Here is a 12,801-nt window from a genome sequence, read left to right as displayed (position 1 = left end):
CGCCAAAGTCATTTCTCAACCAAATCAATAGAAAATAGGCAGGCCTCCAAGTCTGTTTGGGGGAATATCCATGAAGAAATCTGCCTACTATCTCACATCGACGGCGCTCACAGCTGTCGCGCTCGCTGTCTCACCCGCATCGGCGCAGGCGCTCAGCCCACCGGATGACGCGGCGGCGGACGCCGGTACGATCATCGTCACCGGCGTCCGCGGTGCCCCGCGCACCGTCGCCGAAAGCCCGGCGCCGATCGACGTCGTCAGCGCGGACAAGTTGCAGGCGACCGGCTCGGCCGAATTTGGCGAAGCGCTGTCCAAGCTGCTGCCCTCGCTCAATTTCGGATCGACCCATGCCGGCGTCTTTTCGATCGGCCGCCCAGTCACCAATCGCGGCCTGGCACCGGCCTATACGCTGGTACTGGTCAACGGAAAGCGCCGCCACAATGGCGCTTTCCTCAGCAATTCGACCGCCGACACATCCGGTTCCAACCCGGTCGATATCGACCTCATTCCGACCAGCGGCATCGACCGGATCGAAGTGCTCAAAGACAGCGCCGCCGCCCAATATGGCACCGACGCGATCGCCGGGGTCATCAACATCCAGCTCGCTGAAAAGGAAGGGCTGAGCGGCGACTTCACTTATGGCACGCTCTATTCCGCCAATGGCAAGCCGGACAGTTGGAAGGGCACGATCCGTTACGGCACCAGAATCGGTGACGATGGCGGATTCCTCACCGTCAGTGGCGATATCCGCAAGCGCGGCGGTGCCTGGTGGAACCTGGCGGCGACCGACACCAATCTCTATGGCCTGCCCGCCGGTCGCACGATTGATCAGGTGGTCGCCAGCAGCGGCCTGACCCGCGCGCAGGTGGAGGCGAACATCGCTGACGCCAATGCCCGTAACGCCGCCTGGAACCGCGACGGCGCGCATAATGGCGACCCGCAGATCAAGGCGTTCAACCTCGGCTACAACGCCCAGTTGCCGGTGACCGATAACGTCACCCTCTACAGCTTCGGCACCTATGGCGAGCGCGACGCCCAGATCGGCAATAATTTCCGCCGCCCCAACAGCACCGCCAATTTCACAGCCCTGTTCCCCGACGGCTATTATCCGCTCAACAATATCGACGAGACGGATTTCCAGTTCGTCGGCGGTCTGAAGGGCGTGCTGGCAGGCTGGGATTATGACCTGTCCTCCTCCTTCGGCCGCAACGCCAGCCGCCAGTTTTCGAAGCTGTCGATCCGTCCCTCGCTCGGCCCGGATAGCCCGACCAGCTGGCCCAATCTCGCCAATTTCGAGTTTCGCCAATGGACCCACAATGTCGATCTGACGCGCGAGTTCGACATCGGCTTCGCCAAGCCGTTGCAGGTGTCGATCGGCGGCGAATATCGGCTCGATCGCTTCCGCACCTTCGCGGGCGATCCGCTCGCCTATGAACCGGCGACCTACACGTTCCAGCCCGGCGACCAGCAGTATGACTGGAATGTCGGCCGGGTCGCCTCCCCGGTGGTGCAGGGCGCGATCGTCCTGTCGCCCGCCGACGAAGCCGACATCAGTCGCAAAGTCTATGCCGGTTATATCGACCTTGGCATCTATCCGACCGACGCCTGGTATATCGGCGCGGCCATCCGCGCCGAACATTATAACGACGGGTCGGGCAGCCCGATCGGCCTGAAGCTTAACAGCCGCTACGAATTCAGTCCCGCGCTCGCCATTCGCGGCACCGTCGGCACTGGCTTCCGCGCCCCGTCGCTGACGCAGATCGGCTATGCCCAGACTGATGGCCGCACCTCCTCCTTCTTCAACGCCGAAACCGGCCAGACCGAATTGCGCCCGACCGTCGCCAAGCTGGTGACGGCGGACTCCAATGTCGGCAAGCTGTTGGGTGCCAAGCCGCTCAAGGCGGAAAAGACCTGGAACGCCGGGCTTGGCATCGTCTTCACGCCCTTGCCGGCGCTGTCGATCACGCTCGATGGCTATTATATCAAGATCAAGGACCGGATCGAGCGCACCGGCCGCCTGTTCGGCACCGGCATCTCCTCGATCCTGGCCGCAAACGACCTGTCGGACATCGAGCAGGCGGAATATTTCATCAATGCCGCCGATACCGAGACGAAGGGCTTCGATCTCGTCGCCGACTATTCGACCGGCCTCGGCGATTTTGGCAAGCTCGGCGTGACGCTCGCCTTCAACTATAGCAAGACCAAGGTGACCGACATCGTCGCCACCCCCTCGCAACTGTTCGGCGCCAATGGCGCGTCGCTGCTGGGGGCAGGCTCTGTCTTCTTTGGCGGCGACAAGATCGGCGAACTGGAAGTGCTCCAGCCGCATACCAAGCTGGTCAGTACGCTCAACTGGACCAAGGGCATTTTCGGCCTCAGCATCACCAACACCCGCTACGGCAAATATACCCAGCGCACTGCGGCGGGCGACGACCGCTATTTCGGCGCGAAGATCATCACCGACGCCAGCATCAGCGCGAAGGTCACCGACTTTGCGACCCTCTCGGTCGGCGCGACCAACCTGTTCGACGTTCGTCCCGAAACCAACGGGCCGGGCAATCCCCAAACGGGCCAAGGCTATTACGGCCCGTCGCCCTTCAATCCCGCAGGCGGCTATTATTATGGACGGATCGCACTTGCTTTCTGATCGTCGGACTTTCCTTGCCGGCGCTGCCGCGCTCGGCCTCACCGCTTGCGGCGGGGCCGGGAAGGGCGGGCGCACAAAGCTCGTGCTGGGTGACCAGGTCCATCTGCTCCAGTCAAAGGCGGAAGCCGCCGACGCGCTCAAGGGGCTGGCCTATGATATAGAATGGGCCAATTTCGTCGGCGCCGCGCCGTTGCTGGAAGCGCTTAATGCCGGGGCGGTCGATACCGCGCCGGCGGGCGACCTGCCCGTCGTGCTGGCGGCGGCGGCTGGCGTCCCGCTCAAGGTGATCGCCGGCTCCATCTCCTCCACCCGAGACATCGGCATTATCGTGCCGCCCGGCTCGCCCATTCGCAACGTCGCCGGCCTCGTCGGCCATCGTGTGATCGTATCGAGCGCGCGGGGCAGCATTTCACACTATCTGCTGCTCGAAGCGCTCAAGGAGGCGAAGGTCGATCGAAAGAGCATCGATATCGGCTTCATGCTGCCCAATGACGCCGCCGCCGCCTTCGCCGCCGGTCGGATCGACGCCTGGGCGACCTTCGGCACCTATCAGATCGCGGCGGAAGACCGTGGCGCGCGCGTCATACGCGACGGGCAGGGGATCAACACCGGCCTCACCCTGATCGCCGCGTCGCAGGCGGCGCTTGACGACCCCGGCAAGCGCGCGGCGCTCAAGGATGTGCTCGCCCGTTTCCGCACCGCCAGCCAATGGGCGCAGACGCATCCCGACGCCTATGCCGCTCTGTTTGCCAAGGCGACAGGCGTCGATCCCAAGCTGGCGAAGCTGATCGTGGATCGGCAGAATCCCGTCCTCGTCGCGCCCGACGCGGCGGTCATCAAGCCGCTTCAGCGCGTGGTCGATCGCTTCCATGCCGATGGCGAATTACCTGTCCATGTCGATGTCTCACGCATCGTCGATCCGGGCATTTTCCCGGCATGAGCGCGGCTCGTCCATCCATCAGACATTCTCATTGGGCGGCCGACTGCCGCCTGCCTACATTTGCCCGCAAAGGAGCATCCCCATGGCTACAGTCCTGAAAGACGATGGTTTCCGTGTATCCGGAATCAGCGAAGCGGAATGGAAGGTTCGCGTTGACCTTGCCGCCTTCTATCGCCTCTCGGCCCTCTATGGCTGGGACGATTTCATCTACACTCACATCTCCGCCCGCGTGCCAGGGCCGGATCATCATTTCCTGATCAACCCATTCGGCCTGATGTTCGATGAGATCACTGCGTCCAGCCTGGTGGAGGTCGATCTCGACGGCAATGTCATCGGGGATAGCGACTATGGCATCAACTATGCCGGCTATGTGATCCACTCGGCGATCCATGGCGCGCGCGATGACGCCCATTATATCGCGCATTTCCACAGCGCCGATGGCGTGGCTGTCTCCGCCCATGCAGAAGGACTGCTGCCCTTGAACCAGCGCGCGCTCGCGCTGATCCCGCGTATCTCCTATCATGATTATGAGGGTGTCGCGCTCAACCTGGACGAGCGTGAACGACTGGTCGCCGATCTTGGCGATACCAAGGTGATGCTGCTGCGCAACCACGGCACGCTGGCGCTGGGCGCGACGCCGGGCGAGGCATTTAGCGGCATCTATCATCTGGAAGAAGCGTGCAAGGCGCAGGTCCGCACCCTCAGCGTCGGTCGTGACAGGATATTGATCGCGCCGGAAGAAGCGCAGGAGGAAGTGCGCCGCCAGATCAGCCGGGATCGTCAGCCCGTGGAAGGTGCCAAGTCCCATTATGACCTCGTTTGGGAAGCGGCGCTGCGCAAGGCGGAACGTCAGTCCCCCGGCTTCGCCGCGTAAGGAACCCATCATGACTAAACGTCAATTGAAGCTGGGCCTCGTCCCCACCGGCGTCGGCGGCCCCGGCGAAAGCAATCGCTGGCTGGATACGGACATTCCGGTGGACGCCAGCGTCAATGTCGACTGGTACATCGATGTCGTGCGGCAGGCGGAGGCGGCGAAGTTCGACCTGGTCTTCATCGTCGATACCCAGTTCATCACCGCCAACTCGCCACCCCATTACCTTAACCGGCTGGAACCGCTCACCCTCCTGTCGGCGCTGGCCGTGGCGACCAAGCATATCGGCTTGGTCGCCACGCTCACCACCTCCTATAACGATCCCTTCAATCTGGCCCGGCGCTTCGCCTCGCTCGACCTGATCAGCAAGGGACGGGCAGGCTGGAACGTCGTCACCAGCGGCGACGCCGGCACCGCGGGCAATTTCAGCCAGCCCGAACATTTCGACTATGACACCCGCTATCGCCGCGCGGTCGAGTTTCTCGACGTGGCGCGCGGCCTCTGGTCGAGCTGGGAAGAGGGGGCCTTGGTCCGCGATCGCGCGACCGGCCAGTTCCTCGATCCCGACAGGCTCCATCGCCTCGACCATCGCGGGGAATTTTTCCAGGTCGTCGGCCCGCTCAATCTCCAGCGCTCGCCGCAGGGCGAACCGGTGATCTTCCAGGCGGGTGACAGCGACCAGGGCCGCGATCTGGGCGCGACCATCGCCGACGCCATTTTCACCCATGCCGCGACGATCGAACAGGGCCAGGCCTTCTATGCCGACCTGAAAGGCCGCGCAGTGCGGCAGGGGCGCGACCCGGACGAAATCATCATCCTGCCCGGCTTCTTCGTCACGGTCGGCGATACCGATGCGCAGGCAAAGGATATAGAAAGCCATTATCGCCAACTCGACCAGAGTTTCGACCAGGCGCTGGCCGAGTTTGGCCGCCCCTTCGGCTGGCATGATTTCCGCCAATATGATCCCGACGTGCCCTTCCCGGTGGAGGCGCTGGAATATGCGAAGAACAGCTTCTACACCCAGGCCAAGAAGGTCACCGACGTCGCCATCGAGCAGGGACTGACCCTGCGGCAGGCGGTGGAGCGTGCGCGCGCCGGTCGCGGCAGCCCGTTCGTCGGATCGGCGGAAACGGTGGCTAACGATATCCAGCGCTGGTTCGAAGGTCGCGCGCTTGACGGCCTCAACGTCCATCTCGGCCATCCCTCGCAGTTCAAGCGCTTTGTCGAGGGAGTCGTCCCGATCCTTCAGGCGCGCGGCCTGTTCCGCACCGATTATGAGGCGGAAACGCTGCGCGGTAATCTGGGCCTGCCCATCCCGGCAAGCCGCCACCAGCAGGCGCCCGCTCGGCGCGATGCGGCCTGAAACTATGACGATTTTTCGTCACTGGACCGGCAACTCTCATTAGCGAGGACCGCCGACTGTCGCCATCATGATCCCGACCCAAGGAGACTATGATGGCGACACTTCTCACCCACACGCTCAAGGACCATTATGCTGCATTGCAGGCGGAGCGCGAGCGAAGCTGGTCCCCGGCGCAGTTGGCGGGCAATGCGGCACAGCGCCGGCAACTGGTCGAACGCTTCGACCCCGCGGCCGTTGCCCAGCCTGGTGACATTCTGCCGCCCTTGTCCTTCGCCGAAGTCGGTGGCGACACGCTCGATCTGGACAGGCTGACCGCCAATGGACCGGCGTTGTTCATCTTCTTCCGCTTTGCCGGCTGCCCGGCCTGCAACATCGCCTTGCCCTATTATGCCGATACGTTGCAGCCCGCATTAGAAGACCGCCAGATCCCGCTGGTGGCGCTCAGCCCGCAACAACCCGATCGCCTGCGCGATATCAAGACGCGGCATGGCCTGCCCTTTGCCGTCGCTTCCGACAGGGACAACGGCCTAGCGCGCCTGCTGGGCATCAGTTTCCAACCCGACAATCGTCCTTCGCCGCCGCCTGCCGGCTGGATTGGCGACGTGATCGGCACCAATAGCTGGGAATTGCCCCAGCCCGCCGCGCTCCTGGTAGGGCCGGGGCGGGTGGTTCAGTGGCTCCATGTCAGCCCCGACTGGTTGGAACGGCCTGAAGCGGCCGACATCCTGCGCTGGATCGATGATAGCCAGCCCTGACGTTGCCGGTTGGAGAGAGCGGGGTAACCGCTCCCTCCGCCCGGAAGACATGCTCAGGCAACCGGCACTGGCGGGGTGTTCCTTGGCCGTCCGCCATAGCGCGCATAGAGGGTAGGCAGCACGAACAGCGTCAGCAGCGTCGCTGAAATCAACCCGCCAATGACCACGGTGGCGAGCGGCTTTTGCACTTCGGCGCCAGCCCCCGCGCCGATCGCCATCGGCACGAAGCCGAAGCTGGCGACCAGCGCCGTCATGACCACAGGCCGCAACCGCTGGACGGCCCCCAGCCGCGCCGCTTCCGCCCGATCCATGCCCGATCGCATCAACTCCTGAATCGACGACACCATCACCAGCCCGTTCAGCACGGCTATGCCCGACAGCGCGATGAAGCCCACAGCCGCACTGATGGAAAAGTCCATGCCGCGCAGGAACAGCGCCAGCACGCCGCCCACCAGCGCCATCGGCACGCCGGTAAACACGATTGCGGCGTCCCGCATCGATCCCAATGCGGCATGGAGCAGCAGCAGGATCAGTACGAAACAGGCCGGGACGACCAATTGTAGCCGTTCACGCGCGGCCGCCAGATTTTCGAACTGCCCGCCCCATTCCAGATAGCTGCCTGCTGGCAGGCGGACGTCTTTCGCAATGGCTGCCTGTGCGTCTTCCACCACGCTGGCGATGTCGCGGCCGCGTACATTGGCTTGCACGACGACGCGGCGTTTGCCATTTTCGCGGCTGATCTGGTTGGGTCCGTCGATGATACGGATCGCGGCGACGCTGGCCAGCGGCACGAACCGTCCGCCGGCAACAGGCACCTGGATCTGGCCTAGCGCCGAAAAGTCGGCCCGCTGTGCATCGGACAGCCGGATGACGACCGGGAAGCGTCGGTCGCCTTCGAATATCATGCCCGACACCCGGCCGCCGATGGTTGCCGTCACCACATCTTGCACGTCCTGCGCCGTGACTCCGACACGCGCCATCGCGTCGCGATCGACGCGAATGTCCAGCATCGGCAGGCCGGCGGTCTGCTCCACCTTGACGTCGGTGGCGCCTTCCGTCCGGCGCAGCACGCCAGCGATCTTCGCCGCGGTGCGGTTCATGGCATCGAAATCCTCGCCAAACACCTTGACCGCCACGTCGCCGCGCACGCCCGCAATCAGTTCGTTGAAGCGCATCTGGATCGGCTGGGTGATTTCATAAGCGTTGCCCGGAAACTGGGCCAGTTTCCCTTCCAGCCGCTCGACCAGGTCCGCCTTGCTAAGGCTTGGATCGGGCCATTGGTCGCGGGGTTTGAGGATCACGAACATGTCGGTGGCGTTGGGCGGCATCGGGTCGGATGCCAGTTCGGCCGTGCCGGTCTTGGAAAAGACGAACTGCACTTCCGGCTGCTTCCCGATCATCCGCTCGATCGGCCCTTGCATCGCCTGGCTTTGCTGCACCGACGTCGCGGGAATGCGCAGCGCCTGGATCAGCAGGTCACCCTCGTCCAGTTGCGGCAGGAACACCTGGCCCAGCGAAAGGAACGCCGCGACCGCGACCGCACATCCGGCAATGCCGGCGCCGATCGTGGCAGTCGGCCGCTGCATCGCCCGGTCGAGGCCCGGTTCGTAACGCGCCTTCAGCCAACTGATGATCCGCCCGTCCTTCTCCTCTATCCGCTTCGACAGCCAGATGGCGATCGCGGCCGGTACGGCGGTCAGTGACAGGATGAAGGCGAAGGCGAGCGCGATGATGACCGTCGCCGCCATGGGCACGAAGCTCTTGCCTTCGACCCCCGTCAGCGTCAGCAGCGGGACATACACCAGCATGATGATCGCCTGACCATAGACGGAAGGCCGGATCATCTCGCGCGACGCCATCGCCACCATATGCAGCCGTTCGTTCTTCGTCAGCAGACGGCCTTGCCTGTGCTGCGCCTCCGCCATGCGCCGCAGCGCATTTTCCACGATGATGACTGCGCCATCGACGATCAGGCCGAAATCCAGCGCACCCAGGCTCATCAAATTGGCGGACACGCCTATCTTGAGCATGCCGAAACCCGTGAGCAGCATGGTGACAGGTATCACCATGGCGGCGATCAGCGCCGCACGCCAGTTGCCGAGCAGCGCGAACAGCACGACGATGACGAGCAGCGCGCCTTCGGTCAGATTCCGGGCCACCGTGCCGATCGTTGCGTTGACCAGGGCGGTGCGGTCCAGCACCGGCTGCACGATGACGTCGGGGGGCAGGGATGCGTTGATGCTCTTGAGGCGATCGGCAACGGCGGTCGCCACGGTCCGGCTATTCTCGCCGATCCGCATCACCGCCGTACCGACCACGACCTCCGTGCCGCTTTCCGATGCGGACCCCATCCGCACCGCTTGTCCGGTCCTCACGGTCGCCACCTGACCAAGCGTGACCGGCACGCCTTCGCGCGTGGCGACCACGATGCGCGACAATTCACTCGCATTGCGGATCAGCGCGTCCGACCGCACCGCCAGCCCCTCGCCATTGCGGTCGATGAAGCCGCCGCCAACGCTGCTGTTGTTCCGCTCCAGCGCGGTGCCAAGGTCGGTCAGCGTCAGCCCCAGCGCTGCGAGGCGCGGCACGTCGGGCACGACCATATATTGCTTGCTGTAACCACCGATGGAATCGATGCCAGCCAGCCCCTTGGTATTCTTCAGCAGCGGCGCGACGATCCAGTCCTGCGCGGTGCGCAGATAGGTTGCCTTGTCGATGTCGCTTGTCAGCCGATCGCCTTCGGGCGTGATATAGCTGCCGTCGGGCTGCATTCCCGGTTCGCCCGGCAGATGTTTGTCGTCCTTGCGATGCTCCAGCCGGACGGTCCACATATAGACCTCGCCAAGCCCGGTCGCGATCGGTCCCATTTCCGGCATCACGCCGTCGGGCAGGCCTTCGGCGACGCCGCTCAGCCGTTCGCCGACCTGTTGCCGCGCAAAATAAATGTCGGTGGATTCATCGAAGACCGCGGTGATCTGGGCGAAGCCATTGCGGCTGAGGGACCGTGTGTGGTCCAGCCCGGATATACCCGCGAGTGCGGTTTCGATGGGAAAAGCGACCTGCTTTTCGACCAGTTCGGGCGACAAGGCAGGCGCGCGGACGTTGATCTGCACCTGATTGTTGGTGATGTCCGGCACCGCGTCGATCGGCAGGCGATACAGGGCGATGCCGCCGATGATGGCGGCGATGGCGGTCAGCAGCAGCACGAGCCAGCGCTTGTGGACCGCCCAGTTGACGATGGGGGCGATCATGACTCAATGGTCCTCATGCGTGGCTTCGCCCTTGCCGAGTTCGGCCTTGAGCGTGAAGCTGTTGATGGTGGCGATCCGTTCGCTGCCGTTAAGGCCCGCACGCACGATCACCATGCTACCGTTGGTGTCGCCCAGCGTGACGGGCATCGCCTGGAATCCGTCGGGCGTCCGCACGAAGATGACGGGCTTGCCCTCGACCGTCTGCACCGCCGTAGACGGCACTTTGACCGCATTGCCGCCACCATCGCCGGACAGTTGTACCGCAGCGGTCACCGGTTCGCCGACGCGCCACTGGCCGTCGCGATTGTCGAGCAACGCGACCACCGGCACCAGCCTAGTCTGGACGTCCAGCACCGGCGACACGAAGCGAACCCGCGCGGTCGCCTGTCGTCCCGGTGCGGTGACGAGAATGCTGTTGCCTGGCCGGACCCGGCCGGCATCTGCGGGCTGGAGATGGAGCGAAAGCGACAGCGTCGACAGATTGGCGACGCGATAGAGTTCGGCATTGGCGTCGACCGCCTGGCCCAGCGCGACGCTGCGCGCAATCACCTGGCCCGACGCGGGCGCGTTGATGCCGATCCGGTTTAGGCTGCCACCACCGCCGCCCGCCGCCGACAATTGGCCGATAGCCTGTTGATAGGCAATGCGCGCCTCGGTCGCGGCAGTCCGCGCCGCGATCAGATCCTGTTCGGGCGACACGCGCTGCGCGAACAAGCGCTGTTCGCGGCCAAGATTGCTGTTGGCGAGCGCAAGCCGCGCGCGCGATGCCTCGACCTCCCCCTTCATAAGCGCGGCTTCCCGGCTCTCGATCACGGCCAGCGTCTGCCCGCGGCCTATCGTCTCGCCCAGATTGCGCGTCAGCGCCACGATCCGCCCGCCGATCGCGGCCGATACGACCTGCATCGCCTGCGGATCGCTCTCGATCATGGCGGGCATTTCCAATGTTCCAGACCCGCCCGTCGAGGGGCGACCAATCTGGATACCCGCGGCCGCGATCTGGTCTTCGCTCAGCACGATCTTGCCTTCGTCCGCATGGGATTCTTCGGCATGATCGCCTTTTTCGGCCGGTGCAGTCTCATTGCCTGCTCCCGTGCCGCCGCCGCAGGCGACAAGCATCAGGGACAAAGGCAGGGCCAGCAGCGCTGCCGAAATTTTCATCGTCGTCATCGGTCAATATCCCTGTTGCGGCGCGGGAGCGGTCAGCCGCTCCAACCGTGCCTTGGCATTATGATAGGCGGCGAGCGCATCGATCATGGCCAGCCGCGTGTCGGCAAGCGTGCGTTCGGCATCAAGCAGGTCGAGTTGGCCGAACTTGCCCTCGCGATAGCCTATCCGCGCGATGCGCGCGGCTTCCTGCGCGGCGGCCAGCGCTGGTCCATTGGCATTGCGCGCGATCGTGGCCGCAATATCCGCCTCCGCTTGCGCGTCGGTGATCGCCTGCTCGACGTCGAGCGCGGTCATCCGCCGTTCGGCCTCGGCCTGGCGTCGTTGCGCGCGCGCCTGGGCGACCGATGCCTTGCCCGCGTTGAACATCGGGATCGGTATCGAAACGCTGAACACTGCCGCCATGTCATTGGAGGCCGACAGGCGCCGTATGCCTGGCTCCACGGTCAGGTCGGGAACGCTTTGCGACCGGGCGAGCCGGATGCCGGCATCCGCCATCGACAGATCTGCATCCGCCGCGGCCATCGCTAATGTGCCGCCGCTTTCCGCTTGAGTAGGACCATATAGGACTGCCGGGACATGATCGAGCATGACCTCGTCAAGCGGTGCGTCGATGGGTTGACCGATCCGCCGGGCCAGATTGGCGCGCGCCGCGCTCGCCAGCCGCTGCGCTTTTTCCACGCCTGCCTGGGCATTGAGGCGCGCGACGTTTGCGCGTTGCTCCTCAATCGGCGATGCCCGGCCTGCGCGCACCCGCAGCGCTGCTGCGTCCAGCGCATTTTGCGCGATCCGCAATTGATCACCCGCTATCGCGACGCGCCGCTGGGTAGCGATAGCCCCGATATAGAGCAGCATGACCTGAAGTCGCGCATCGGCCTGAATGATCGCGGCCGTCAGGGTCGCGCGATGGGCCTGGGCGTCGGCCACGGCCACCCGCGCCGGTCGTTTGCCGCCCAGTTCGATCGGGATACTCATCCCGACGGTGGTTTCGGCCTGGCTGAAGCCGCCATAGGGGCCGGAACCCGCGATATTTTCCACCTCCGTCTGGATGGTGGGGTTGGGACGCAGGCCGGCGACGGCGCGCGCAGCCTGGGCGGCTTCGATCCCTGCGCGCGCGGCGTCGCCGGCAGGGGCGATTATCCCGGCGGCGGCCAGAGCCTGGTCGAGTGTGACGGGCGTGCGGGAAGGGGTGACCGCCGTTGCGGCACCCTCCTGCGCCTGCGCCATTATGACGCAGCTTGTGGCAGCCCAAAGGACCGCGATGATTTTGTGCATGGAAAATATCCTGATCGAATCGCATCGGGTCGCGTCCTGCAAGACAGGGCGCGACCGGTGAGATGTCGATCAGGCGATGGGTGGTCTTAGGTCCGGGCCGGAAATCCAGCGGCCCAGCGCAGTTCTGTCCTGCGGATTCTCCGGGGCGTTCAGGAAGGCGAAGATATTGGGGGCGACGCTTCTGGCAGGCAGGAAAGCCGCCGCGCCATGGCAGTTGCCATGATGATGGGCGACGGCCTGGTCAGCGTCTCCGGGGGACCGGTCGCCGTCGCTTTCGTTATGGACATAGCCCGAACATTCGATGTCGAACGATCCCGCCAGTTCGCGCGCATGGATTGCGGTCGCCGTAGCGAGCGACGCCAGTAACATGCAGAAGAACAGGAAGCGCCCGCGAAACATGGGCACCGCCCTAAGAGCCCGATCCGAAACTAAGTTGAGTGGTATCAGCGGGTTAGCTTGACGCTTGCCGCAGTCGTTGATTCAGGGGTTTTGCAACAAACTTCCGGAGATCAACAATGTGGACCGATACCACTCG

9 protein-coding genes are annotated in these 12,801 nt (G+C 64.4%); 5 read left to right on the top strand and 4 right to left on the bottom strand.

All coding sequences use genetic code 11. From position 1 onward, the window contains the following. The first annotated feature begins 70 nt into the window (after window positions 1-70). The 5 genes from HHL08_RS23205 (at window position 71) to HHL08_RS23185 (ending at window position 6,576) form a co-directional block, all read left to right on the top strand. A complete protein-coding gene (locus HHL08_RS23205; RefSeq protein ID WP_169575293.1) occupies window positions 71-2,647 on the top strand; it encodes a TonB-dependent receptor plug domain-containing protein in 2,577 nt (858 codons plus the stop codon). Further along, complete coding sequence (locus tag HHL08_RS23200) at window positions 2,622-3,587, top strand: ABC transporter substrate-binding protein (RefSeq protein WP_169575292.1); 966 nt, start codon at window positions 2,622-2,624, stop codon at window positions 3,585-3,587. The genes HHL08_RS23205 and HHL08_RS23200 overlap by 26 nt, the downstream gene beginning before the upstream one ends. 82 nt (window positions 3,588-3,669) lie before the next feature. Then, entirely contained in the window at window positions 3,670-4,461 is a 792-nt protein-coding gene (locus tag HHL08_RS23195) for a class II aldolase/adducin family protein (RefSeq protein ID WP_169575291.1), read from the top strand. A gap of 10 nt (window positions 4,462-4,471) precedes the next feature. Continuing rightward, window positions 4,472-5,821, top strand: a complete 1,350-nt coding sequence (locus tag HHL08_RS23190; protein WP_169575290.1) for an LLM class flavin-dependent oxidoreductase — start codon at window positions 4,472-4,474, stop codon at window positions 5,819-5,821. A gap of 92 nt (window positions 5,822-5,913) precedes the next feature. Next, complete coding sequence (locus tag HHL08_RS23185) at window positions 5,914-6,576, top strand: peroxiredoxin-like family protein (protein ID WP_169575311.1); 663 nt, start codon at window positions 5,914-5,916, stop codon at window positions 6,574-6,576. A gap of 53 nt (window positions 6,577-6,629) precedes the next feature. Here the strand turns inward: HHL08_RS23185 and HHL08_RS23180 are convergent, their stop codons facing one another. The 4 genes from HHL08_RS23180 to HHL08_RS23165 form a co-directional block, all read right to left on the bottom strand. Then, complete coding sequence (locus HHL08_RS23180; protein WP_169575289.1) at window positions 6,630-9,827, bottom strand: efflux RND transporter permease subunit; 3,198 nt, start codon at window positions 9,825-9,827, stop codon at window positions 6,630-6,632. Window positions 9,828-9,830: 3 nt separating this feature from the next. Further along, the gene (locus HHL08_RS23175; RefSeq protein WP_169575288.1) at window positions 9,831-10,994 is read right to left on the bottom strand and encodes an efflux RND transporter periplasmic adaptor subunit; all 1,164 of its coding nucleotides are present in this window, start codon (window positions 10,992-10,994) and stop codon (window positions 9,831-9,833) included. A 3-nt stretch (window positions 10,995-10,997) separates the two neighbouring features. After that, window positions 10,998-12,266 carry a TolC family protein gene (locus HHL08_RS23170; protein ID WP_169575287.1) on the bottom strand — a complete coding sequence of 423 codons (1,269 nt, stop codon included), beginning with the start codon at window positions 12,264-12,266 and terminating at the stop codon, window positions 10,998-11,000. A 69-nt stretch (window positions 12,267-12,335) separates the two neighbouring features. Further along, a complete protein-coding gene (locus HHL08_RS23165; RefSeq protein WP_169575286.1) occupies window positions 12,336-12,665 on the bottom strand; it encodes a hypothetical protein in 330 nt (109 codons plus the stop codon). Between the last annotated feature and the right edge of the window lie 136 nt (window positions 12,666-12,801).

Origin of the sequence: Sphingobium psychrophilum (genome assembly GCF_012927105.1) — a bacterium.
Classification (GTDB): Bacteria; Pseudomonadota; Alphaproteobacteria; order Sphingomonadales; family Sphingomonadaceae; genus Sphingobium; species Sphingobium psychrophilum.
This window is presented reverse-complemented; position numbering and strand designations above follow the sequence as displayed.

Coding starts and splice junctions, on each gene's coding strand:
- HHL08_RS23165 (WP_169575286.1), bottom strand. CDS start 12,665: ATGTTTCGCGGGCGCTTCCTGTTCTTCTGCATGTTACTGGCGTCGCTC.
- HHL08_RS23170 (WP_169575287.1), bottom strand. CDS start 12,266: ATGCACAAAATCATCGCGGTCCTTTGGGCTGCCACAAGCTGCGTCATA.
- HHL08_RS23190 (WP_169575290.1), top strand. CDS start 4,472: ATGACTAAACGTCAATTGAAGCTGGGCCTCGTCCCCACCGGCGTCGGC.
- HHL08_RS23200 (WP_169575292.1), top strand. CDS start 2,622: ATGGACGGATCGCACTTGCTTTCTGATCGTCGGACTTTCCTTGCCGGC.
- HHL08_RS23175 (WP_169575288.1), bottom strand. CDS start 10,994: ATGACGACGATGAAAATTTCGGCAGCGCTGCTGGCCCTGCCTTTGTCC.
- HHL08_RS23205 (WP_169575293.1), top strand. CDS start 71: ATGAAGAAATCTGCCTACTATCTCACATCGACGGCGCTCACAGCTGTC.
- HHL08_RS23185 (WP_169575311.1), top strand. CDS start 5,914: ATGGCGACACTTCTCACCCACACGCTCAAGGACCATTATGCTGCATTG.
- HHL08_RS23180 (WP_169575289.1), bottom strand. CDS start 9,827: ATGATCGCCCCCATCGTCAACTGGGCGGTCCACAAGCGCTGGCTCGTG.
- HHL08_RS23195 (WP_169575291.1), top strand. CDS start 3,670: ATGGCTACAGTCCTGAAAGACGATGGTTTCCGTGTATCCGGAATCAGC.